Source organism: Pantoea sp. CFCC18179, from assembly GCF_059412405.1.
The window spans coordinates 93,570-117,214 of the sequence record NZ_JBNBPM010000007.1; the positions used below are offsets into that span (position 1 = coordinate 93,570).

At 54.9% G+C, this 23,645-nt stretch carries 18 protein-coding genes and 1 tRNA gene; 1 reads left to right on the forward strand and 18 read right to left on the reverse strand.

The window, feature by feature from the left end; all coding sequences use genetic code 11:
* Positions 1-11: 11 nt before the first annotated feature.
* The 13 genes from bcsB to ACPUC7_RS14795 form a co-directional block, all read right to left on the reverse strand.
* Positions 12-2,501 (reverse strand): cellulose biosynthesis cyclic di-GMP-binding regulatory protein BcsB, encoded by a 2,490-nt coding sequence (gene bcsB / locus ACPUC7_RS14735; protein ID WP_494923484.1) that lies wholly within the window; start codon positions 2,499-2,501, stop codon positions 12-14.
* Positions 2,498-4,603, reverse strand: coding sequence for a UDP-forming cellulose synthase catalytic subunit (bcsA, locus tag ACPUC7_RS14740; protein ID WP_343553953.1), 2,106 nt, complete (start codon positions 4,601-4,603; stop codon positions 2,498-2,500). The genes bcsB and bcsA overlap by 4 nt, the downstream gene beginning before the upstream one ends.
* 54 nt (positions 4,604-4,657) lie before the next feature.
* Positions 4,658-5,458: a cellulose biosynthesis protein BcsQ gene (gene bcsQ, locus ACPUC7_RS14745; RefSeq protein ID WP_494923485.1), complete on the reverse strand. Its 801-nt coding sequence runs from the start codon at positions 5,456-5,458 to the stop codon at positions 4,658-4,660.
* Positions 5,449-6,165 carry a cellulose biosynthesis protein BcsO gene (bcsO, locus tag ACPUC7_RS14750; protein ID WP_494923486.1) on the reverse strand — a complete coding sequence of 239 codons (717 nt, stop codon included), beginning with the start codon at positions 6,163-6,165 and terminating at the stop codon, positions 5,449-5,451. The genes bcsQ and bcsO overlap by 10 nt, the downstream gene beginning before the upstream one ends.
* 477 nt (positions 6,166-6,642) lie before the next feature.
* Positions 6,643-7,650, reverse strand: coding sequence for a dipeptide ABC transporter ATP-binding subunit DppF (gene dppF, locus ACPUC7_RS14755; RefSeq protein WP_343553416.1), 1,008 nt, complete (start codon positions 7,648-7,650; stop codon positions 6,643-6,645).
* Positions 7,640-8,626 carry a dipeptide ABC transporter ATP-binding protein gene (dppD, locus tag ACPUC7_RS14760; protein ID WP_222213140.1) on the reverse strand — a complete coding sequence of 329 codons (987 nt, stop codon included), beginning with the start codon at positions 8,624-8,626 and terminating at the stop codon, positions 7,640-7,642. The genes dppF and dppD overlap by 11 nt, the downstream gene beginning before the upstream one ends.
* A 12-nt stretch (positions 8,627-8,638) precedes the next feature.
* Positions 8,639-9,541 carry a dipeptide ABC transporter permease DppC gene (gene dppC / locus ACPUC7_RS14765; protein WP_049852294.1) on the reverse strand — a complete coding sequence of 301 codons (903 nt, stop codon included), beginning with the start codon at positions 9,539-9,541 and terminating at the stop codon, positions 8,639-8,641.
* 9 nt (positions 9,542-9,550) lie between these two features.
* Entirely contained in the window at positions 9,551-10,570 is a 1,020-nt protein-coding gene (gene dppB, locus ACPUC7_RS14770) for a dipeptide ABC transporter permease DppB (protein ID WP_343553414.1), read from the reverse strand.
* Positions 10,571-10,843: 273 nt separating this feature from the next.
* A complete protein-coding gene (gene dppA, locus ACPUC7_RS14775; RefSeq protein WP_494923487.1) occupies positions 10,844-12,478 on the reverse strand; it encodes a dipeptide ABC transporter periplasmic-binding protein DppA in 1,635 nt (544 codons plus the stop codon).
* 1,021 nt (positions 12,479-13,499) lie between these two features.
* A tRNA-Pro gene (locus tag ACPUC7_RS14780) sits at positions 13,500-13,576 on the reverse strand.
* 159 nt (positions 13,577-13,735) lie between these two features.
* The gene (gene eptB / locus ACPUC7_RS14785; RefSeq protein WP_494923488.1) at positions 13,736-15,430 is read right to left on the reverse strand and encodes a kdo(2)-lipid A phosphoethanolamine 7''-transferase; all 1,695 of its coding nucleotides are present in this window, start codon (positions 15,428-15,430) and stop codon (positions 13,736-13,738) included.
* A 257-nt stretch (positions 15,431-15,687) separates the two neighbouring features.
* The gene (locus ACPUC7_RS14790) at positions 15,688-16,116 is read right to left on the reverse strand and encodes an organic hydroperoxide resistance protein (RefSeq protein WP_343553411.1); all 429 of its coding nucleotides are present in this window, start codon (positions 16,114-16,116) and stop codon (positions 15,688-15,690) included.
* Positions 16,117-16,217: 101 nt separating this feature from the next.
* Positions 16,218-16,679 (reverse strand): MarR family winged helix-turn-helix transcriptional regulator, encoded by a 462-nt coding sequence (locus ACPUC7_RS14795; RefSeq protein WP_494923489.1) that lies wholly within the window; start codon positions 16,677-16,679, stop codon positions 16,218-16,220.
* 62 nt (positions 16,680-16,741) lie between these two features.
* On the opposite strand from ACPUC7_RS14795, the gene ACPUC7_RS14800 reads away from it, so the two are divergent.
* Positions 16,742-17,335, forward strand: coding sequence for an HD domain-containing protein (locus ACPUC7_RS14800; protein WP_494923490.1), 594 nt, complete (start codon positions 16,742-16,744; stop codon positions 17,333-17,335).
* A 41-nt stretch (positions 17,336-17,376) separates the two neighbouring features.
* On the opposite strand, the gene ACPUC7_RS14805 is transcribed toward ACPUC7_RS14800, so the two are convergent.
* From ACPUC7_RS14805 to ACPUC7_RS14825, 5 genes are all read right to left on the reverse strand, one after another.
* Positions 17,377-17,673 carry an HTH-type transcriptional regulator gene (locus ACPUC7_RS14805; protein ID WP_343553408.1) on the reverse strand — a complete coding sequence of 99 codons (297 nt, stop codon included), beginning with the start codon at positions 17,671-17,673 and terminating at the stop codon, positions 17,377-17,379.
* 185 nt (positions 17,674-17,858) lie between these two features.
* The gene (uca, locus tag ACPUC7_RS14810; RefSeq protein WP_494923491.1) at positions 17,859-21,458 is read right to left on the reverse strand and encodes an urea carboxylase; all 3,600 of its coding nucleotides are present in this window, start codon (positions 21,456-21,458) and stop codon (positions 17,859-17,861) included.
* A 79-nt stretch (positions 21,459-21,537) separates the two neighbouring features.
* Positions 21,538-22,173, reverse strand: coding sequence for an urea amidolyase associated protein UAAP2 (locus tag ACPUC7_RS14815; protein ID WP_494923492.1), 636 nt, complete (start codon positions 22,171-22,173; stop codon positions 21,538-21,540).
* Complete coding sequence (locus ACPUC7_RS14820) at positions 22,173-22,880, reverse strand: urea amidolyase associated protein UAAP1 (RefSeq protein ID WP_494923493.1); 708 nt, start codon at positions 22,878-22,880, stop codon at positions 22,173-22,175. The genes ACPUC7_RS14815 and ACPUC7_RS14820 overlap by 1 nt, the downstream gene beginning before the upstream one ends.
* Positions 22,881-22,890: 10 nt before the next feature.
* Positions 22,891-23,637: an ABC transporter ATP-binding protein gene (locus ACPUC7_RS14825; protein ID WP_494923494.1), complete on the reverse strand. Its 747-nt coding sequence runs from the start codon at positions 23,635-23,637 to the stop codon at positions 22,891-22,893.
* Between the last annotated feature and the right edge of the window lie 8 nt (positions 23,638-23,645).

The following is a 23,645-nucleotide window of genomic DNA, read 5'->3' on the forward strand; positions in this document are numbered from 1 at the left end:
TGTTTTTATCCTTACTTCTTGCCGGACTTGCTATCAACTTTTGGGTTGAGACGACGCCACGCATGACGTTTCAGCATCACCCAGGCGCCACCGCCGACCAGAGCTGAAAGCAGCAATGCCGCCAACGCCATCAGCACTGAGTGCTGGTTGGCATACCACACCACCATCATGTACCAAGGCATTTCGCCGCTCGGGAATTGCGGGCCAACGCGGAAGCTGCGGATGCCGTTCTCATCAGTGATGATGGCGGTATCGCCACGAATACCGGCGTTAATGCGCGCGGAATTCAGGTCTTCATGCAGGCGCAGCAATTGCTGATCGCTGGTCGCCACCGTCATCACCACCAAACGATCCGGGTTCCACGGCGAGCGATAGCTGACAAAGCCGCGCCACGCTTCGTTAGACGAGAAGTAACGATCGGCATCCAACTGCTGGCGATACCAATCGCCAGTCAGCCAACCGCGCAGCTTGTCCATGGTGGTTGGGTCTTTCACGCCCAGCGTATTGCCGCTGGTATCAAACGGCGTGTTCGCCAGCATCGACTGATTGAAGTCGTTGTTTTGCGTGGTGCTTACCGCCAGCAGATCGCTCTGCTGCAAGCGCGTTAAGTTAGTGCCACCGTTAGGCAGGCCGAACAACACCTGGTTCTGCAACAGCGGAACACCGGTGGCGTTACCGGCGCGTGACGCCATATCCAGCAGCGTGGAAATTTCCGCATCGCTCGGTTTTTCTGGCAGCAGCAAGGTGGTCTGCGAGAAGTCCGCCAGGCGCGAGAACGGGAACGAGGCGCCGACGAAGTACGACAGGTTCGGCAACATGGTGAAGTGGCGCGTGTGGCTCAAATCAATCCACGAATCCTCTTCAATGCGGCTTTTGATGTTGTTGTTCAGCAACACGCCGCACGGCGCATCCGCTTTCGGCTTGATGTTGAAATACAGCGCCAGTTGGTTGTCACCGTAAATCAGGTACGGTTCCAGCTGCAGGGTGTAATGTTCCTGACGCGCGTCGCCGCCCAGACGATGCCAGGCGCTTTCCAGCAAGCCGACTTTGTTCACCGTCAGGTTGCGCAGGAACGTGCCGTTGATCATCACGTTGAGGAACGAGTTGTTCTCATCAATCCAGCTTTCTGATGGGAAGCGATAGTGCAGCTCCACCGGAATGGTGTCGCCATCCCACATAAACAAATCGGGCGCGGCGCGGAAGTTGACGCTCAACGCATCGTGCCAAATACCGGTGGTGGTCAGGCTCTGATCTTTACGCAGCAGCTCGCTCAAACGTACCGGGCGCGTGGTGTTGATCCAGCGCGGCGCATCGTAAGGTTTACGCAGGCCAATCGGCTGCGGCTGCACGTTGAGGCTACTGGCATCGGTCGCCAGCGGCTGGGTAGTTAAACGGTTCGCCGCCTGACGCAGTTGATCGTCATTCGCACCCACCACCAGCAACAATTTGTAGACCGGGTTGTTCGGATTATCGATGACTTGCAACAGCGGGCCATTGGTCGCAGGCAAGGTTACCGTGCCAATTTTGTCACCTGGATGGCCGATCAAGATGCCGTTGTGCTCCGGCAGATCGCCACGGATAACCGGGAAACGAATGCCGCGATAGTCCGATTGAATACCCATCCACGATGCCACCAACGCGGCGGCGCTGACGCTATCTGGCTCGGCGTTAGCCGCAAAACCAAAGGTCACGCTGGCTGGCGTCATGCGCTGTGCGTCGATAAATGGACGCGGGAAGTTGCGCAGGCTGGTGCCGATATTCAGCTGCTGGCCTTCGAGGCTCAGCGTGGTTTTCGGCAGAATCGAGACCTGATACTGCTGCGCACTCTCTTTCTCACACAGCAACTTATCGGCATCATTGATCTTGAAGCTGAGGTTGTTGCTGGAAACCACCATCGCGGCCGGAATATCCAGCTGATAGTCGCTGACATCGCTATCGCTGGAACCCAGCGGCAAGGTGCCCAACGGCTGACCGTTCAGCATCAGTTGCAGCGAGGTGTTGCGCGCCGCCAACGCTGCCGAGACGCGCAACGATAAATTCAGGCGCGCGTTGGTGATCACTTCATCACTCGGCAAGGTGAACACGATACCGGATTGCAGCTGGCCGCCAGTCAAGGTAATCCCTTGCGGCTGGCCCATTTGCGCGACGGAAATCACGCTGCTGACTGGCTGGTTCAGCATTGCTACTGGCGCTGGCGCAGGAGCAACAGAAGGCAGCACCATTTCAGGCGCAGGCGTGGCATCGCTGGCTGCTGGCGCTGCATCACTTGCCGCAGGCACTGCGTTTTCAGTGCTCGGTGCGGTTTCCGCTGGCGCGTAAGGTGCGGTGCCTGCGGCTTGCTTCAGTTGTTGATCGGCTTCACTTTCAATGCCTTGCGGCGGCGGCACGTTGGAGAGCGCGGAGCTATCCTGCGTCACCGCTGGCGTTTCTGCCCATGCTGGCGCGAGTACCAGCGCCGCTGCCAGCGAGCTTGCCAGCAGCGTTTGCGTCAAATTCTTCATGCAGCGCTGTCCTCTTTTACCGCAGGCTGATTGGCACGCTTACGCTTCTCACGGCGATCTTTCCAGGTCAGCCAGAACAGCTCAAACACGGTACGAATAATGGTGCCAAGTGAAACCAATGGATTGTCTTGTTTGTATTCCGGCTGAATCCACGCATCAGCACGCGCCAATACCACGCGCACCAACTCACGACGCCGCGACAACGGCATATCTTCAAAGCGCAGACGAATACTCTCTTCATCGCCAGAGATTTTGCTCACTGGAATGGTGATGGTGCCGGATTTCAGCAGCAGATCGATCTCTTCGATTTCGTCTTGTTCGTGACGATTATCTGGCGCATCCAACTGCGCGCCACCCATCGACAGATCGCTGGTTTGCGTGCGTGAAGAGATGCCGCTGGCGTAGTGAATCACCGCAGGAATCTGCACCTCGATGCGGATGGTTTTACGCACCTGTTTGGTTTCACGCGCCACGGCAATCGCCGCCATCAGGATGATCAGGCTGAACACCGCCCAACCGACGTTGAGGGCGATAACGTAGGGATCAACGCCAAAGTAATCATGCGCTACCGCTCGCACCACGCCCGCCACGATACCGATGGTCAGCAACACCGCCACAATCACGTGTGGACGCACGATGTGGAAATCGAAAAAGCCCTGATCGAGCAAGCCGCCTTTATCCGTTACGTTAAACTTGCCGCGCTTCGGTGCCAGCATGGTCAGCAAGGTTGGGATAACCAGGTGGAAGCACATCACGGTTTCGTAGATTTCGCCCCAGAAGGTGTAACGGAACTTGCCGTTCATCCGCGAGTTGACGTACAGCGACATCACCAGATGCGGCAGTACGTAGGCGAAAATCAGCGAAGCTGAGGAGTGAATGATGTTCAGGTTGAACAGCAAATACGCCAGCGGCGCAGTCAGAAACGCGACGCGCGGCAAGCCAAACTGGAAGTGCAGCATGGCATTGAGGTAGCACAAACGTTGCTGCCACTTTAAGCCACGACCAAACAGCGGGTTATCGACGCGGAAGATCTGCGTCATGCCACGCGCCCAGCGGTTACGCTGAACCACGTGCAGACCCAAACGTTCGGTCGCTAAGCCAGCCGCCAGCGGGATCGCCAGGAAAGCCGAACCCCAACCGAGGCGCTGCATTTTCAATGCGGTGTGCGCATCTTCCGTTACGGTTTCCACCGCAAAGCCGCCAATCTCTTCCAGCGCGCTACGGCGAATCACCGCACACGAGCCGCAGAAGAAGGTGGCGTTCCAGTTATCGTTACCTTGCTGCACCGGGCCGTAGAACAGTGAACCTTCGTTCGGGATGCTACGCGCGGCGCGCAAGTTACGCTCGAACGGGTCTGGCGAATAGAAATAGTGCGGCGTTTGCAGCAGCGCCAGTTTCGGATCTTTCAGGAACGGGCCAACGGTGGCTTGCAGGAAAGTACGCGTTGCGACGTGGTCGCAGTCAAAAATACAAATCAGCTCACCTTTGGTGATCTTCATGGCATGGTTGAGGTTACCGGCTTTGGCGTGGTTGTTGTCATCGCGGGTGATATAACCCACACCAGCGTCAGCGGCAAATACCGCAAATTCGCTGCGCTTACCGTCATCCAGCAAATAAACTTTTAATTTGTCGCGCGGATAATCAATACACTGCGCCGCCAATACGGTGTCGCGTACCACATCAAGACTTTCGTTGTAGGTCGGCACATAGACGTCAACCGTTGGCCACAGGCTGGTATCATCCGGCAGCGGTTCGATGGTGCGTTTTAATGGCCAGGTGGTTTGCAAGAAACCGAGAATTAAAATCAGCCAGACGTACAGTTCGGCCAGATATAAGCCAATACCGAGAATCGCTTCAACCTCAGAATTAAATTGCAGCGTCTCCGTGGTGCGCCACCAGATATATCGGGTCGACATCAATGCAGAAAGGATAACCATCACGATGGTTATTTTGCGGCTTTTGCTGAAGCCCAGTAAAAACATCATCCCGATGCTGATTAAGCCAAAGATATATTGCTTCTGGCTGTCCATAGGCGTGATGACGATTACCGCAGCGACTGGTGCAAGCACCAGCAGCAGCAGGTAAAACCCGAGTTTACTCATGATTCACCCTGAAGAAGCTGTGTTGTTATTATGCGGCCAGGCTCGGCCTCATTATTAATAGTGGCTGCGAATAGGCGCCTGAACTTCACCGTTGCCCACGGTAATATTCAGGATATTGGCTACGCGTTTTGCCACTAATTCGATATCAAACGCGGCCGCTGATGCCGGGCTGAAATCATAGACAGATTGTTGCGAGGCATTGGCTTCCGCGACACTTTCATCACGATGCACCACGCCTAATAAATTCTCGCCTAAACGTTGCTGCATAAAAGTGGTGACTTCACGGCTAATATTGCGGCGATTATCGCTCTGGTTAAGCACGAAATAATGACCACGCTTATTATTTAGCGGCTGACCAATCATTTTGTCATTTTCAATATGCGGCAATAAAGAAACCGATGCGGTATCCGCTAACATCACCACTAAATGCATATCGGCAAGTGCTTGCATTGCTTTAAGCGCCGGGCCTGGACCTGGCGGGAAATCGGCAATAATGACTAAGCCAGGATAATTTAATACCGTGTCGAGACCACGACGCAGGAAATGCGGGTCTTTCGTCAGGTTCTCTTCAAAGCGCTCACGCTGCTCTTCCGTTACATCGCCATACGGCATGACAAAGATATTGCCGCCGGTTGTCAGAATTGATTGGCTCCAGTCTGCCTGCTCTTCAGAACGCGCCACAAAGCCGCGACCATCATGCAGCGGTACACCGAAATGCAGGCGCAGTGCGTTCTGCACATCGAAATCGATTGCCAATACCTTGCTGCCAGCGCGAGCCAGACTCCACGCAAGGTTGGCCGCCATGGTGGTTTTCCCTACTCCCCCTTTTGGCGAGCACACACAAACTAACGGCATAGCGCAATCTTCTCCAGTAGCGGTTTTAATGGTGTTTCTTTGGCAAGGTTAGCAGGCTCCGCACTCCGCGAGCGGAACAGTGCGCCAAAACGCGAAGGCTCAGCCGCGGCTGGGCGAGGCGCTGGCGGCGGTGCAGCAAAGGTCTGCACGGGCGCTGGGGCAACCGGTGCTGGCGCGATAACCGGCTGCGCAACTGGCGCAGGTGCAGCAGCAATCGGCTGGGCCACAGCCGCAGCCGGTGCCGCAGCGGGTTTCGCTGGCGGGAACAAGGATGTCGTCGCCGGACGCTCCACCAATGTCGCCTTCGGTGCCAATGACGCCGGTGCAGACGCCGGTTTAGCCGGTGGCGCAGGCGGGAATAAGGATGATGTCGCCGCAGGCGCGGGCTGTGCAGCGGCTGGCGTGGATGCGCCTAAGCTATCAAGAATCGATCCACGCGGCGTGGCGTCAGGCGCAGCGGCCACCGCAGGTGCGGCTGGTGCAGGCGCTGTCGGCGCGGCAAATTCATCACCGCGAATCGGCTGTGGCTGCGGCAAATCGATACGCTGGCCGCTGCCTAATTCAGGCTCTTGTTCAGAGGCCAATTGGCGGAGCAACGCCCACTGACTTTGATCGGCTTCTTGCGATTGCCCGGACATATCTTTAAAAGCGATATCCAGTGTCTGGGTTTTCTCTTTGAAACGCTGCAGATCGTCATAGTTCTTCATGATCAGAGCCTGTAAAAGCGGGAGGGAATTTTCCGCGAATATATCACACACATTAAAAGACGGTGAGACAAATCTGATTATTAAAACGTCGCATTCAATAAAAGAATTCTATCTTAAAGATTGAAAAAGCGGATATGCAAGAAGCATGCACATATTTAGGGACGGAGATTAATTAATATCGATTAACAGAAATAATCACGGCGGGGATTTTAACCTAAGCTACTGAAAATACGCTATTGCGCTGCAAGTTGCGGATTTTATTGCTGTGTGATGGCGCTCACGAAATCCTGACGAAAATAAGAATTTGCCTTAACGATTTATATCTTGATCAGGACCAATTGATTACAGATGCAGTGAAGTAATGCTTTTAAAGTTTCCAAAAGAATATGCTTATCTGGTGTTAATTTTACTGATGTATTATTGGGCATAAAAGAAAGGCTCCCGCAGGAGCCTTTAATCATTTATGGCCGTGATTTATTACACGCCCACCGGCTGATTTTCGTCTTGATCGACCGCGAAGCAAGCAATTTGCTGATCGCCATATTGCTTCAGTTTTGGCTGAAGCTGAACGCAGGTGCCAAAACGACGACGACAGCGAGCATTGAACGCACAACCCGGCGGCGGATTAAGCGGGCTCGGCAATTCGCCGGTCAGCTTAATGCGCTCACGGCGATCGTCTGGATTGAGACGCGGCGTGGCGGATAACAACGCTTGGGTGTAAGGATGGCGCGGATTGCTGAAAATCGCCTCCTTGCTGCCCTTCTCCACGCATCGGCCGAGATACATCACCATCACTTCGTCAGCGATGTGTTCGACCACAGACAAGTCGTGCGAGATGAACACATACGACAAACCCAAATCCTGCTGCAAATCCATCATCAGGTTGAGCACCTGCGCACGCACGGAAACGTCGAGCGCAGAAACCGGTTCATCGGCAATCAGCACATCAGGATCGAGCATTAATCCACGCGCAATCGCGATACGTTGACGCTGGCCGCCAGAGAACATGTGCGGATAGCGATCGTAATGCTCGGTCTTCAGGCCAACTTTCGCCATCATCTCCAGCGTTTTTTCCTTGCGCTCCGCCTTGGTCAACGAGGTGTTGATCACCAGCGGCTCTTCCAGAATCTGGCTGATTTTTTTACGCGGATTGAGCGAACCGTACGGGTTCTGGAACACGATCTGGATTTTCTGGCGACGCAGTTTCTGCGCCTGCGGATCGTGCTTTAACAAATCCTGGCCGTGCCAATACAGCTGGCCTTCGGTGGGTGTTTCAATCATCGTCAGCAGACGACCCAGCGTGGATTTACCACAACCCGATTCGCCCACCACCGCCAGCGTTTTGCCGCGTTCGAGGTTAAACGAAACGCCGTCCAGCGCTTTGACCAGACGTTCCTGGCCAAACAGACCTTTCTTCACCGGGTAATGTTTTTTCAGGTCAATCGCCTGCAGCAGGTAATCCTGCTTGGTGTTATCAAGACTCATAAGTCGGTCTCCCGGCATCATCCAGTGGGAAGTGACATTTGGCCTGGCGGCCCGGAATATCACGCAGCTCAGGCTCTTCACTGCGGCAGCGATCGGTCACATATGGACAGCGCGGATTCAACAAGCAGCCGGTTGGACGATCGTATTTACCCGGCACCACGCCCGGCAGCGAAGCCAGACGCGCTTTATCAGCGGCGAACTCTGGCAATGCGCGCAGCAGCGCTTGCGTGTACGGATGACGCGGCGCTTTGAAGATATCTACCGCTTTACCGCTTTCGACTACCTGACCGGCATACATCACGATGATGTGCTGTGCCGCTTCGGCCACCAGCGCCAGATCGTGGGTAATCAGGATCAGCGCCATGTTCTCCTGCTTCTGCAACTCCAGCAGCAGTTCGATGATCTGTGCCTGAATAGTTACGTCGAGCGCGGTGGTCGGCTCATCGGCAATCAACAGTTTTGGTTTGCAGGCAATCGCCATCGCAATCATCACGCGCTGGCTCATACCGCCAGAGAGCTGATGCGGATAAACATCCAGACGCGAAGCCGGATCGGGAATACCGACCTGATCCAGCAAATCAATCGCTCGCTGACGACGAGTTCTTTTGCTGCCGCCCTGATGCACCTTGAGCGCTTCCATAATTTGGAAACCCACGGTATAGCACGGATTAAGGCTGGTCATCGGGTCCTGGAAAATCATCGCTACTTCAGCACCCACCAGCTGGCGGCGCTCTTTTTCGGAGATTTTCTGCAAGTCGCGCTGATTAAATTCCAGCTTTTCGGCCATCACACGGCCGGGATAATCGATCAGGCCCATTATCGCCAGTGAACTGACGGATTTCCCCGAGCCCGATTCACCGACGATGCCAACCACCTGGCCTTGCTCAACTTGATAACTGATGCGGTCAACCGCGCGGAACGGTGTCTTTTCGTCGCCGAAATGCACCGATAGTTTGTCTACATTTAATAACGCCATCTCGGTGCCTCTTTACTGCTTGAGTTTCGGGTCGAGTGCATCACGCAAACCATCGCCCATGAGGTTGAATGCCAGAACCGTAAGCAGAATGGTGACACCAGGGAATGTCACAACCCACCAGGCACTTTGCGCATACTGCAACACGTCAGAGAGCATGGTGCCCCACTCCGGCGTTGGCGGTTGCGCCCCCATACCGAGAAAGCCCAACGCCGCCATATCGAGAATGGCGTTGGAGAAACCTAGTGACGCCTGCACGATCAGTGGTGCGAGGCAGTTAGGCAGAATATTGATAAACATCTGACGCAGCGTACCGGCACCCGCCACGCTTGAGGCGGTGACGTAATCGCGGTTCACTTCCACCAAAACGGCGGCACGCGTCAGACGGATATAGTGCGGCAGCGCCACGAAGGTAATCGCCAGCGAGGCGTTAACAATCGACGGACCAAAGATCGCCACCAGCACCAACGCCAGCAGCAGGCTTGGCAGCGCCAGCATGATATCGACGACGCGCATGATAATCGCGTCAACCACGCCGCCGAGATAGCCGGCCATCAGGCCAAAAATCACGCCGAGAATCAGCGACAACACCACCACCATGCAGCCAACCAGCAGCGACAGGCGTGCGCCGTACATCAGACGCGACAACACATCACGGCCAACATCATCGGTACCCAAGATGTAGCTCCAGTTGCCGCCTTCTTGCCAAACTGGCGGATGCAGCAACGCATCGCGGAACTGTTCAGCCGGTGCGTGCGGAGCCAGCACATCGGCAAAGATGGCAATCAACAGCATCAGAACGATGTAAACCAGGCCGATGACTGCGCCTTTGTTACGTTTAAAGTAGTGCCAGAATTCCTGCAACGGGGTCATCGGCTTGGGTGCAGCAGTTACGCTTGCGGGATCAACAGCAGACATGATTCCCCCTTATTTCTTATGACGGATACGTGGATTGACCACGCCGTACAACAGATCAACCAGCAGGTTGACCACAATGATCAGAATCGCCACCAGCAACACGCCGCCCTGCACTACCGGATAGTCACGGCGTTGCAGCGCTTCGATCAGCCAGCGACCGAGTCCCGGCCACGAGAAGATGGTTTCGGTCAGAATCGCACCGGCCAGCAAAGTACCAACCTGCAAACCGATCACCGTCACTACAGGCAGCATGGCGTTGCGCAGTGCGTGCACCACGATCACGCGCATACGCGTCAAACCTTTAGCGCGCGCGGTGCGGATGTAGTCTTCACCCAGCACTTCCAGCATTGAGGAGCGCGTCATACGCACGATCACCGCCAGCGGAATGGTGCCGAGCACGATAGCCGGCAATATCATGTGCATCACCGCATCTTTGAAATCGCCCTCTTCGCCCCACAGCAAGGTATCAATCAGCATAAAGCCGGTAAGCGGATGACTGTCGTCGAGGAAGATGGTGTCGCTGACGCGCCCGGAAACCGGAGTCAGGTTCCACTGCACCGACACCAGCATGATCAGCATGATGCCCCACCAGAAAATCGGCATTGAATAACCGGTCAGCGAGATGCCGACGGCGGTGTGATCGAAGATGGAGCCGCGTTTTACCGCCGCCAGCACGCCGACAGGAATACCAACAGCCACCGCGAACAACATCGCGCAGATGCCGAGTTCCAGCGTCGCTTTGAAACGCGGTACGAATTCGTCCCAAACCGGGATACGACTTTTCAGCGAGATGCCGAGGTCGCCATGTAATACGCCATTGATGTAGGTGAGATATTGCTTCCACATCGGCTGGTCGAGGCCAAATTGCGCCATTAATTGCGCGTGACGTTCGGGAGAGATGCCGCGCTCGCCAGCCATGATCAGTACCGGATCGCCGGGGATCAAGTGGACAAACGCGAAGGTCAACAGTGTGATACCGATGAACGTTGGGATGACTAAGCCCAAACGTCGGAGTATGAATTGCAGCATAAGCCTGGTTCTCTGACATTTCCCATGGCGCTAACGCCGGGGACAACATTGCTTAACACCCGCAGCCAGCCATAGCCGGACGCGACGCAAGAAGCGCTTCAATAATTAGAATTAGCCGGAAAAAAAGTGCGGAACACGGGCGGCGCAGGTGCCGCCCGAGGGCCAGTAACACTGGCCCTGACCGCGATAATCCGAAAGGTTATTCCTGGATATCGACGTTTTCGAAGTGATGTTTGCCCAATGGATCAACCACGTAGCCGGTCACTTTCTTACTCACTGGCTCATAAACGGTTGAGTGCGCGNCTGGATATCGACGTTTTCGAAGTGATGTTTGCCCAATGGATCAACCACGTAGCCGGTCACTTTCTTACTCACTGGCTCATAAACGGTTGAGTGCGCGATGATCAGCGCTGGCGCTTGATCATGCATCACAACCTGAGCTTGTTTGTACAGTTCAATACGTTTGTTGTGATCGGCTTCAGCACGAGCAGGCTGAATCAGATCTTCAAACGGCTTAGAACACCAACGTGAGTAGTTAGAACCGTCTTTCGCCGCTGCACAGCTGAACAGCGTCGCGAAGAAGTTATCCGGATCCCCATTGTCACCGGTCCAGCCCATCATCACGGTCTGGTGTTCACCGGCTTTAGCACGCTTCAGATACTCGCCCCATTCGAAGGTCACGATCTTGGCTTTCACGCCAATTTTCGCCCAGTCGGCCTGAACCATTTCCGCCATGCGGCGTGCGTTCGGGTTGTATGGACGCTGAACGGGCATCGCCCACAGATCGATGGAGAAACCATCTGGCATGCCGGCTTCTTTCAGCAACTCTTTCGCTTTGGCAGGATCGTAAGCGTAGTCTTTGATGTCGTTGTTGTAGCTCCACATGGTTGGTGGAATCAGGTTTTTCGCGGCCTGGCCAGCGCCCTGATAAACGGCATCAATAATGGCTTGCTTGTTAACCGCCATGGTCAGTGCCTGGCGCACTTTCACGTTATCCAGCGGTTTTTTCTCGGTGTTGAACGACAGGTAACCGACGTTCAGACCAGGCTGCTCCATCAGGTTAATTTTGTCGTCTTTCTTCATGCTCGCGATATCAGCCGGGTTTGGATACGGCATCACCTGGCATTCGCCTTTCTGCAATTTGGCGTAACGCACAGAAGCATCAGGCGTGATGGAGAACACTAAGCGATCGATTTTTGGCTTGGTGCCCCAGAAATCTGGGTTGGCTTTGTACAGAATGCGTGAATCTTTCTGGTACTGCTGCAACACGAATGGACCGGTGCCCACTGGATTCAAGTCCAGCTTCTCAGGCGTACCCGCTTTCAGCATGTTGTCGGCGTACTCTTTAGACAGGATTGAGGCGAAGTCCATGCCGAGGTCAGCAATGAACGGCGCTTCTGGACGCGTCAGGGTGAAGCGTACGGTGTAATCGTCAACTTTTTCGATTTTGGCGATCAGCTTCGGCATATCCATGCCTTCGAAGTATTCGTAGCTGCCGCCAGAAACACCGTGATATTTGTTGTTTTTATCGAGCTGACGCTCGAAGGAGAACACCACATCATCAGCATTGAAGGTGCGGGTTGGCTTGAAGTCCTTAGTGGATTGCCACTTCACGCCCTGGCGCAGGTGGAAGGTATAGGTTTTACCGTCCGCGCTCACATCCCATTTTTCTGCCAGACCCGGCTGCAACTCGGTGGTACCGGTTTTGAACTCAACCAGACGGTTGTAGATCGGTACGGAGCTCGCATCGTAAGTAGTGCCCGATGTGAACAGCTGCGGGTTGAAACCTTCAGGCGAACCTTCTGAACAATAAACGAGGGTTTTCGCCTGGACACCAGCGGCAACGGTCATAGCAATCAGGCTAAGACCGACCTTCAGCATCCTGGATTTAGCCAGGGAGTTGATCATGTTTTGCTCCATTGTGATGTGATGTTGTGTGCGTCGCCCGACCTCTGATTTTTTTATGCGGTTCGGGCAGGTCAATTAAGAGTAATCAAATGTGAGCGGTTATTGTGATGGCCCAGGCACCGTGGAATCTGCCGAGCGGCCCGTCTCTACATTTTATTGACGCATCAATTTGTCAACAGTTGCAATGAACGTCAATACAGTGTGGGGTTATTTACACAGAGTGTGAGTAAGTGCAAGCAACGATAAAAAACACCCTTCTGCGGCTGAGCCAAAATTAAAAAAGGTGATAAAGCACTCAAACCCGCGTGATTATCTGGCTATACAGTCAAATGACAGTGATTATCACCGCTAAAAAACACACAAAACTTATTGGTAAATGTTGAATATCTGAACGATTCTGCGTGCGTTATGACGTTCAGGCAGCGGAATGTGCTAGTGAAATGGCATAAGAAATCAGCATGATGCAGAAACCGGTCATAAGAAGAATGTGTCGCGAATTAAGCGGGCAGCTTAGATTTGGTAAGGGATTGAGGGGTGAAAGTGGGGATAATGGTGAGTAATAGCGATTTAACCAATGTAAGGGATGAATGCGCGGGTTTTGCGGATTATTGGTCTGTTGCTCAGGAAAGGCAACTCGATCGCAAAGACGGCGTGAATACGTCCCTGTAGCCTCGGCCGCCGCATCCCTGCGGCGGACGCTTTGCTAATCGAGTTGCCTTTCCATCGCCTGTACGATTGGCTTCGCTGTAAAACAGAACGCAGCAGAATTGAATAAAGGATGGAATGCGGGCCGCGGAATAAAGCTTTCGACGCATGGACAAAAATGCCGGGAGCATTTTTGTACAACGCGAAGCGTTGCCCGCTAGCGGGCGAGCCCCAGGGATGGGGCGAGTACTCCGTCGGCAGAGCCCACAGGGATGTGTCCACGGCGACTTTACGGAGCGGCCCGGTATTTCAGCCTGATCCACACAAATCGCAGACGAAAAAAAACCTGCTTATAAAAGCAGGTTTCTTCGAAAGATGGTCGGCGAGAGAGGATTCGAACCTCCGACCCACTGGTCCCAAACCAGTTGCGCTACCAAGCTGCGCTACTCGCCGATGGGGGCGCATATTACTGCGCTGCTAAAAAAGCGTCAATCCCTTTTGCAGAAAAGCCGTTTGATCGCCTGGAAAGCAAGCAGTGCCTTAAAAGCCCTGCTGCTCAGCAGGTTCTGAACAGCGGTCACCCTGCATGGCGCCCCTACAACCCCATCCACATTACAGCGCTTTGGCTGGCGTCGCTGCCGCCGGAGACGCACACCAGTTATTGCTTTCTTTAATACCGCCATTTGGCGAGGTATAGCCGAGGCAACCCAGAATGGTGTCAAACAGCTCAACGTGGCGATGGGTTTTGCCCACGCGCTGCTGCGCTTGCAAGCGTTCGAAGTTGCTGCGATTGGTAGGATCGGCCAGGTATTTGTCCGACGCCCACACCATCATTGGCACGCGGAACTGCTCCGGCGGCGCCATTTCACGCGGCGTGCCGTGCAAGTGCATATTCTCGCTGATCGATTCGCCGTGATCGGAGGCGTAAAACACAATCGCTTTCTTATCACGCAGCTGATCGAGCACGCTATCAAGCATGGTATCGACATACAAAATCGAGTTGTCATAAGCGTTAATCAACTGCGCTTTACTACAGGTTTCATCCACGCCCATACATTCCGGCTGGTAACGCGCAAAGCTACGCGGATAACGCTGCGAATAGAGATAGTGCGAGCCTTTGGTGTGCAGAATCACCACATGCTTGCCTTTCGGGAAACGCTGCAATGAAGCCTGCAATTCCGGCACTAACAGCATGTCATCAACCGCTTTGCCCTGATTACGCTTCTCCGAACCAATCTGCTCACGGAAGGAGAAGTTATTGGTATCGGCGTTATCGTAGAACCACACTTCACTCTGCATGGCGAACAATTCAGAGCTGAAACCGAGCTCTTTCAGCACGGCAAAGATGTTCTGCTCTTTCAGCGTACGACCCGGATTATCCATGGTGCCGCCTTCGCGCACGAACATGCAACGCAGCGACAGCTTGGTGGCGGTATCACAAGATTCACCGCGGAACGCCACCAGATTTTTCTCTTTCGACAGCTTCGGCGTGGTATCACGATCGTAGCCAAGCATGCCCATGTGATCCCAGCGCGTGGTTTCGCCAATCACAAACACCATATAAGTGTCGTCGATGCCCGGCGGTGCGACATAGGTAAACTGTTTCGCCGGATCCACCAGCTCTTTGCCATCCCACTCTTCATCGGCTTTGGTCCAGGCAAACAGCCCCAGCGCGGCAATCCAGTTGGATGGCAAGTAAGAGTGCGCCACGACACCGCCGTAACTTGGCAAGTCGATGTTAGTGAGCTCTTCATTCACCTTCTGCAACTTGTCGAAATAACGAATCGGCAGCCACACCAGCGCCACACTCAACAACATAATCACCATAGGCTTAAGACGTTGCCCTGGCGTTTTAAGTTGTTCAATCAGCGTTTGGCTCAGGTTGTTGCGCCAAATCAGCAGCAGCGGCAGCGCGCTGACCAGCACCATCCACAAGATGAAGTGCATACCAATCACTTCTTTCGACAGATCGATATCGGTGGTCATTACCGAAGCGATGATGCCGTAGCCAATCACCACGTTGAAGAACGCCATGTAATAAGCGGCGGCGACAGAAATCACCACAATCAGCGTGGCAAGAATGCGATAAGCCCATTTTCCTCCCAGCGAAATTAAGCGCATTAGGAAGAACGTAGCCAACATGGCGGCCATGACTTCTGCTGCAGCAGAGAACCAGTTAGAGGCGGTGGATTTTGTTAAGAAACCATCAAAACGGCGATAAAAAATCGGCAAATTCAACAAGATGCCGAGATATAACGCAAGCAGCAGTGACAGCTTTTGCTGCGTTAAACTTTTAATATAATTCATGAAATTAGCTTTTCCCGACCTGGTGTCGTTGTATCAACCGTTATGTGACTGTTTAAAGACAGCAGAGTTCGCTTTAATCGCCGAATTGCGAGTTATAACGTGCAGGATCGGGACGAATCCGATGGGTGCGCAGGTGATAATGCGAAGCCGAGTAGTAGAACATTTAACCAATGGTAAGACCAGAAGATTCTTGGAAATGCGCTTATACCAACGCAAAAAAGGCCCCAAACGGGGCCTTCTTCAATTATCAGCAACAATTAGTTGATGATGTTCAGCGTCACATCGATGTTGCCACGCGTCGCGTTGGAATACGGACAAACAATGTGTGCCGCATCAACCAGCTTCTGCGCTTCAGCTGCATCCATTGCTGGCAGATGGATGTTCAGTTTGGCTTCAATACCGAAACCGTTCGGGATTGGGCCGATACCGACTTCGCCTTCAATCCACGCATCTTTTGGCATGGAAATCTTGTCGCGACCGGCAACGAACTTCATTGCGCCGAGGAAGCACGCCGAATAACCAGCAGCAAACAGCTGCTCTGGGTTGGTCACTTCGCCGCCCGCGCCGCCCATCTCTTTTGGCACGCCCAGTTTCACATCCAGCACGTTATCAGAAGAGGTAGCTCGACCATCACGGCCACCGGTAGCTTTGGCTTTTGCAGTATAAACAACTTGTTCTAAAGACATATTAACCTCGTTTAATCGCTATATAATCGCGCACTATTTATATGCGCAAACCGGAACTTCATTATGTTGGATGCCACCGAAGTGACATCCCGAACGCAGTACTAGGCGCGGTTCAAACTATCGCGCAAATCGTCTAACTGACTTTTCAGCTGCGCCATCGCGCTTTCATCGCAGGCAGCCGCACACTGAATCGCTTCGGGGATGCTTTGCGCTTTCTCACGCAGCGCACGCCCTTGCTCAGTCAGCGTCACCACGACCTGACGCTCATCCTGGCGTGAACGCTGGCGATGCAGCAAACCCGCCGCTTCCAGGCGTTTTAACAGCGGCGTGAGCGTCGCCGAATCAAGAAACAGCTGCTCACCGATCTCCGAAACCGTCACATCATCCTGTTGCCACAACACCAACATCACCAGATATTGTGGATAGGTAATCTCCAGCTGAGATAGCAGCTGGCGGTAGACTTTGTGCATCGCGAGATTGGCGGAATAGAGCGCGAAACAGAGCTGTTGATCGAGCTGGAGTGGCGCCTGCTTCACTTTTTTGTCATCTTGATTACTGTTCATGGAACCAAATATAAATAGCGCGCTAGTTAATTGCAAGCAACTTTGTTCTGGGGGAGTGAAATATGCAAGATTCACTGGAAGAGCAAGCGCGCCGTTATGCCACGCAGGCGCACGCCGCTGCGGGTCAGCGCCGAAAATATACCGACGAGCCGTACATTGTGCATCCGGCCGCCGTGGCCGAGCTGGTGCGCAGCGTCACCGACGATCCAGAAATGATTGCCGCCGCCTGGCTGCATGACACGGTGGAAGATACCGCCAGCACCATCGAAGATATCGAACGCCATTTTGGTCCGCGCGTGGCGGAACTGGTGGATATGCTCACCGATAGCGCACAACCCACCGCTAAGAATCGCGCCGCGCGTAAGCTGGCGCATTTCCGCCACACCGCCGCCGCATCGCCCGATGCACAAACCATCAAACTGGCCGACATCATTGATAACACCCGCGCCATCGTGCAGTTCGATGCCGATTTCGCCCGGATTTATCTGGTGGAGAAGCAGGTGCAGATTCAGCTATTGCGCGAAGGTGATGCGCATTTGTGGCAGCAGGCCGATCAAACCATCAAGCAAGGTTTGGCGCAGTTGGCGCAGCCGCCGCACAGCGTGCCGGAAAGTTGGTTTGTGAAGCAGGCAGCAAAGTATGGCGGCTTAAATTAAAAAACCCGCCATAGGGCGGGTTCGAGAAGCAAACGCTGGCATTACTCCAGCAATTGGCGACCCAGGTAGGGATTAGCTTGTAGCAGTTTCATCAGTTTACGCGCCGTAGCGGAAGGACGCGTACGTTGCGCCTCCCAGCTTTTCACTGACGAAACGCTAACACCCATTACACGGGCGAATTCATCGACCTGCATACCGGTCATCTCGCGTAAACGCTGCGGCTCGGGAACTGTAGTTTGATTGAGCGAAATTTCTGATACGGATGGCTTAGCGTCACGTGTCAAAACAATCTGCTCAAGGCTGCTGAGCAACTCGACCATTGGATCTTTTATTTCCATAGAGAACTCCTTAAAAACTCACTATGAATCACGTGAAAGTAGAGAGGTAAGCGCCAGTCGGCGCTGAAACCGTAAGTTGCACACTGCACAAAGATGTCCGAGCAATGCAACAATAGTCCGGGTCTCTAAGTATGGGACAGATCCCCGGCTTTGCTGCCTGATTCGTGATTATTTTTTATTCTTACTTATGCCGCAGAAGGGTCGATCACCATAAGTAATTGTCCCGCCTGCACTTGCTGCCCGGCCTGGCGATAAAGGCTATGGATTTTTCCACTCACCGGCGCCACGATCGGGATTTCCATCTTCATTGATTCGAGTATGCCCACCGTGGCGCCCGCTTCGATGTCACTGCCTTCTGCCGCCAACCATTGCCACACGCTGCCCGCCACCTGGCTCTCAACACTGTGGCATCCGCTTGGTACTACCACTTCTTCACTGCTTTGCTCTTGCAATTGGCTATCGAAGGTAAATTGCCCTTCGGCGCGCCAACGTGCCAGTTCGTGATCGAATGCCTGCTGGCGTTGTTGCTGGAAGGCATCGATTTCTGCGGCTTCGGCTGCCAACATCGCCTGATAATCGGCGAGGCGGAATTCGCCCTGTTCGACGCGCAACGGATAATCGCCCCACGGAAAACGCTCACGAATGTGCAGCAATTCGTCGGCATCTACCGGGTAAAAACGGATCTGATCGAAGAAACGTAGCAACCAAGGTTGAGTAAACGCGGCGGTTGGACGATCGCGATTCCACATCTGCATGGTGCGTCCGACAAACTGATAGCCGCCCGGCCCTTCCATGCCGTACACGCACATATAGGCGCCGCCGATGCCCACCGAGTTTTCTGCCGTCCAGGTGCGCGCCGGATTGTATTTGGTGGTAACTAAGCGATGGCGCGGATCGAGTGGCGTCGCCACTGGCGCACCGAGATAGACATCGCCCAGCCCCATCACCAAATACGACGCGCTGAACACAATCTCTTTCACCGCCTCAATGCTTTCCAGCCCGTTGATGCGGCGAATAAATTCGATATTACTTGGGCACCACGGCGCGTTAGGTCGCACTGATTGGTCGTAACGCACAATCGCTTCCCGACAGGCTACGTCATCCCAACTCAACGGCAGCCATACGGTACGCGATGGCACCGCCGCGTCGGCTAGGCTGCCCAACGCTAAATCAGCGTGCAAAATTTGCGCCAATAGCTCACTTCTTGCACATAGCTGCGCGTCATAATGGATTTGCAGCGAGCGAATGCCGGGCGTCAGTTCCAGCTGCCCCGGCAGCGAATGCGCTTCCAGCCACTGCATCAACGCGTGCACGCGAAAACGCAGGGCAATATCCAGCTGCAAATCACCATATTCCACCAACAGGAAACGGTCGCCCGCCGCACGCACTGTGAGCGAAGGACGCGCTTCCATTGCCGCATGATGGTGCATCACCGGATCAATTAAAGGCAGCGCCGCGTTCACTGTAATCGGCTGACATTGCAGTTTAATGATCTCGTCATGTTGCGCTTGCGCCAATTGATCGGCGGTGGCGAGATCGATCGGCAGGAACTGGATGCGATCGCCGGCTTTGAGTTGACCAAGCTTCCACAGATCGGCCTGGATCACCGTCGCCGGGCAGACAAAGCCACCGAGTGAAGGGCCGTCCGGGCCGAGGATCACTGGCATATCGCCGGTAAAATCCACGGTACCAAAGGCGTAAGCATTGTCATGGATGTTTGAAGGATGCATGCCCGCTTCGCCGCCGTCGCTGCGCGCCCAGGTGGGTTTCGGGCCAATCAGACGGATGCCGGTGCGGCTGGAGTTGTAGTGCACTTGCCATTCAGCGGCAAAAAATTCCGCAATATCGTCATCGGTGAAGAAGGTCGGCGCGCCGTGCGGGCCGTAAATCACCCGTAACTGCCAGCAACCGTTGAGTTGCGGCAGCAAATCGTCGGGCAAACGGGCCGCGCTCAATACTTGCGGCGCAGCCAGATGCAGCACATCGCCAGCACGCAGCGCACGTCCCGCATGACCGCCAAATTTCCCCAAGGTAAAGGTGCTGCGACTGCCAAGATAGCGCGGCGTATCCAGCCCGCCCGCCAACAGCAAATAGCTGCGGCTGCCATCGTGCACCTCGCCCAACGTCAACGTTTGCCCGGCTTGCGCCGTTAAACGCTGATTCATCGGCAAGGTTTGTTGATCGAGCAACGCATCAATCGGCGCGCCGGTTAGCACAAAGCTGCATGCCTGATTAAAGCGCAGCGTCGGGCCGCGCAAAGTGATCTCCAAACCGGCGGCGTTTGCATCGTTATCTAACAGTCGATTGCCGAGCTGAAATGCGCGGCTGTCGAACGGTCCGGAAGGCGGCACGCCAACATGCCAATAACCGATGCGACCCGGCGCGTCCTGTACCGTGGTTAAAGTGCCGCCGCTGAGAATATCCAGCGTCGACGGCTGCCACGGCATGTTGCCGAGCGTAGCGGTGATGATGCGTGCTTGCTGCACTTCGGGCAGCAAGCACAACTGGCGCAGCCACAGCAGATTGGTTTCGATGCCATACAGTTCGGTGGCATTCAGTGCCTGCGTCATGCCGGTTAACGCGTTGGCACGATCGCTGGCGTGCACAATCACTTTTGCCAGCATCGGATCGTAAAACGGTGAAACCTCCATGCCGCTTTCTACGCTGCTATCGATGCGCAGCGTCGCCTGTTCCAGTGCGGCAGGAAATTGCACATGGCTAAGCAATCCGGCGCTGGGCTGAAACTGTTTGGCCGGATCTTCCGCATACACGCGCACCTGAATGGCGTGGCCTTGCGCGACGGGTTGTAAACTGGCGAGCGGCGGTAACTGTTGCTGTGCCAGTTCCACCATCCAACGCACCAAATCCACGCCGTACACCATTTCGGTGACGCCATGCTCCACCTGCAAACGGGTATTTACTTCGAGGAACCAGAACTGCTGGCTGGCATCGTCATAAACGTATTCCACCGTGCCGGCGCTGCGATAATTCACCGCACGCGCCAGTCGCACCGCTGTGGCCTGCAATTCTACGCGCACCGCGTCACTCAAACCCGGCGCGGGCGTCTCTTCCAGCACCTTTTGATTGCGGCGCTGCGCCGAACAATCACGTTCACCCAAGGCGATGACTTCGCCCGCGCCATCGCCAAAAATTTGCACTTCGATGTGGCGCGCACGCGCGATAAATTTCTCTAAAAACACACCATCGTCGGCGAAATTGTTGCCGGCTAAACGCTTCACACGGGTAAACGCGGCATTCAATTGCTCAGCATCATCGCAGCGTTGCATGCCAATGCCGCCGCCGCCCGCGGTGCTTTTCAGCATCACCGGATAACCGATGTGTTCAGCCATCGCCTGCGCTTCGTCTAACGAAGCCAGCAAACCGCTGCCCGGTAACAAGGGCACAGCACTCTGTTCCGCCAGTGCGCGGGCGCGGTGTTTCAAGCCAAACGCCGCCATCTGCTCGGCACTGGGGCCGAGAAAATGCACGCCAGCCGCTTCACAGCGCGTCACAAATTCAGGATTTTCACTGAGAAAACCGTAGCCAGGATGAATGGCCTGCGCGTCACTCTGCGCAGCAATCGCCAGCAATTTATCCTGATTAAGATACGTGTCCCGCACTTGCCCGTCGCCCAGCGGCCAGGCTTCATCCGCCAGCCGCACATGGCGCGCGTGGCGATCGGCTTCGGCATACACTGCAATCGCCCGAATATTCATGGCTCGCAGGGTACGAATAATGCGCACGGCAATCGCGCCACGGTTGGCAATTAATACGCGATCAATCATGACTGAATTCTCATATTGCGGCAGGTCGTCCTGCGTGGCATTGACGGCAAAAAACGGGTCGTCCCGTTGCGTCAGAAAATCACCACACGCTGACTAAAATCGGCGTTGGGTTGTAACCGTTGCAGGGATTGTTGAGTTGCGGGCAGTTGGAAATCAGCACCAGCAGGTTCATCTGCGCCACCATCTCGACATATTTCCCCGGCGCAGAAATGCCGTCGGCAAAGGTCAATCCGCCTTCATGCGTCACCGGTACATTCATGAAAAAGTTGATGTTGTGGGTGATGTCGCGGCGCGTCAGGCCAAACTCTGGCTTCTCCGCCACCGCCAGCATCCAGCTGTCGCGGCACGAATGCATGTGGCGTTTTTCGAGGTCATAACGCACGGTGTTGCTTTCGCAGGAGCAAGCGCCGCCCAGCGTATCGTGACGACCGCAGGTATCGGCGGTGATGGTCAACATCGGGCGATCGGCGTTGGATCGCAGCACGCTGCCGGAAGTGAGAAACACATTGTTCTGGCCGCGCAGCGTGTTGCTCATGCTGTAACGCTCGGCGGTGTCATCGGCGTTGAAGAACAAGGTATCGGCGGCTTGGTTGCCTTCAAGATCGGTGATGCGCAACGTCTGGCCGGCTTCGATGCGCTGCAACCAGTAATCACCAGCATCAATTTGCTGCTGCAAGCACGCTTCGGCGGGATCGCGCTGACTTTCGTTAATCATCACACTTCTCCTTGCAGTTGATACAACGCGTTGTTGCGCAGACCGCGCTGATTTTCTTCGCGTTCGAGACAAATAGCGGGCAGCGGCGCGCGCTGCGCATCGATGTTGATGTGCACCGGCTGGCGCGGATAATCACCCGCGGCACTCAGCGGATGCGGGCAGGTATGCAGCAGCACCAGGGTGTCCATCGCGAAGCGCAAACGCACGCTGGCTCCCGCTGTGCCTTGACGCTCCAGCTGCAAAGTGCCGTTATCGTCGGCGCGCACCTGCGCAAACAGATTGAGGCACGACGCCATATCGCGCTGGCCAAGGCCATATTTCGCCAGCTCGACGAGGAAGCTGTCGTAGCCGTTTTGATGACGCTGATTGCGCGCTTGCTGATAGTTGCTGGCACCAAAACGCGCGGCAGTTTGCTCAGCGTTCAAGGTGCCGCACACGCTTTCATGCCAGCCGAAGGTATCTTCTTCAATGCCGCAGAAAATGCGCCCCATATCGGAGTAGAGGCAATGTCCAGCGGTGAGACGAAAAGTGTGCTGACATTTCAAGGTATCCGGCGCGTTGTAACGCTCCAGCAAGTTTTCCGGGTTGTAAAACAGCATGCCGACATTCGCGCCACCTGCAACATCGGTCAGGGTCAGCGCGCTGCCGCTGCGCATCACCAATGACCAGTGCGCGCCGCTCGGCAAATGGGTTTGGTAGGAATTCATGGTTGCTCCTTTATGCCACCAGCGGCTCGGATGGCTGTGCGCGATCCAGCGGCAGGTCGTAAGTGATAGTCGCGCCCCAGGCTTCGGGCGCGTGCGGATCGTGGCGCAGCTTGTCGAACACCAGCAGCCGCGACGCGAGGCTAAATCCCTCTTTTAAATCGTGGGTGATCATGAAAATCGTCAGGTTGTGTTGCTGCCACAATGCAGTGATCAGTTGGTGCATTTCGCTGCGGATGCCGGGATCGAGCGCGCCGAACGGTTCGTCGAGCAGCAGAATGCGCGGCTGTTTCATTAACGCCTGCGCCAGCGCCAAGCGTTGCTGCATGCCGCCGGAAAGCTGATGCGGATATTTGCTCTGCGCGTGTTCCAGGCCAACCTGCGCCAGCATGGCCTGCGCCCGCTGGCGAATCGCCTGACGTTTTTTGCCCCACACGCGGCCCAACCAACGTGCGCTGCTGAACTCATCGCCCAGCATCACGTTGCCCAGCACCGTTAAATGCGGGAACACCGAATAGCGCTGAAACACCACGCCACGATGCGCGTCCGGCTCGTCGGGAATCGGTTCGCCATCCAGCAGCAGTTGTCCTTTGGTCGGCGATTCGGTGCCGAGCAGCATGTTGAGAAAGGTGGTTTTGCCGCAGCCGGATGCCCCGACAATCGCCACAAATTCGCCCTCTTCCACATTGATGTTGAGGCGCTCCAGCACCACTTGATCGCCATAATGCTTTTCGAGATTTTTCAGTTGCAGTAACGGCATGGCCCGCT

Bases quoted from the DNA above. Each gene is read 5' to 3' on its own strand.
- ACPUC7_RS14825 (WP_494923494.1), bottom strand. From the start codon at position 23,637: ATGCCGTTACTGCAACTGAAAAATCTCGAAAAGCATTATGGCGATCAA.
- bcsB (WP_494923484.1), bottom strand. From the start codon at position 2,501: ATGAAGAATTTGACGCAAACGCTGCTGGCAAGCTCGCTGGCAGCGGCG.
- eptB (WP_494923488.1), bottom strand. From the start codon at position 15,430: ATGAATTATATTAAAAGTTTAACGCAGCAAAAGCTGTCACTGCTGCTT.
- dppD (WP_222213140.1), bottom strand. From the start codon at position 8,626: ATGGCGTTATTAAATGTAGACAAACTATCGGTGCATTTCGGCGACGAA.
- ACPUC7_RS14790 (WP_343553411.1), bottom strand. From the start codon at position 16,116: ATGTCTTTAGAACAAGTTGTTTATACTGCAAAAGCCAAAGCTACCGGT.
- ACPUC7_RS14795 (WP_494923489.1), bottom strand. From the start codon at position 16,679: ATGAACAGTAATCAAGATGACAAAAAAGTGAAGCAGGCGCCACTCCAG.
- bcsQ (WP_494923485.1), bottom strand. From the start codon at position 5,458: ATGCCGTTAGTTTGTGTGTGCTCGCCAAAAGGGGGAGTAGGGAAAACC.
- bcsO (WP_494923486.1), bottom strand. From the start codon at position 6,165: ATGAAGAACTATGACGATCTGCAGCGTTTCAAAGAGAAAACCCAGACA.
- ACPUC7_RS14820 (WP_494923493.1), bottom strand. From the start codon at position 22,880: ATGAATTCCTACCAAACCCATTTGCCGAGCGGCGCGCACTGGTCATTG.
- dppC (WP_049852294.1), bottom strand. From the start codon at position 9,541: ATGTCTGCTGTTGATCCCGCAAGCGTAACTGCTGCACCCAAGCCGATG.
- ACPUC7_RS14815 (WP_494923492.1), bottom strand. From the start codon at position 22,173: ATGATTAACGAAAGTCAGCGCGATCCCGCCGAAGCGTGCTTGCAGCAG.
- dppB (WP_343553414.1), bottom strand. From the start codon at position 10,570: ATGCTGCAATTCATACTCCGACGTTTGGGCTTAGTCATCCCAACGTTC.
- ACPUC7_RS14805 (WP_343553408.1), bottom strand. From the start codon at position 17,673: ATGGAAATAAAAGATCCAATGGTCGAGTTGCTCAGCAGCCTTGAGCAG.
- ACPUC7_RS14800 (WP_494923490.1), top strand. From the start codon at position 16,742: ATGCAAGATTCACTGGAAGAGCAAGCGCGCCGTTATGCCACGCAGGCG.
- dppF (WP_343553416.1), bottom strand. From the start codon at position 7,650: ATGAGTCTTGATAACACCAAGCAGGATTACCTGCTGCAGGCGATTGAC.
- uca (WP_494923491.1), bottom strand. From the start codon at position 21,458: ATGATTGATCGCGTATTAATTGCCAACCGTGGCGCGATTGCCGTGCGC.
- bcsA (WP_343553953.1), bottom strand. From the start codon at position 4,603: ATGAGTAAACTCGGGTTTTACCTGCTGCTGCTGGTGCTTGCACCAGTC.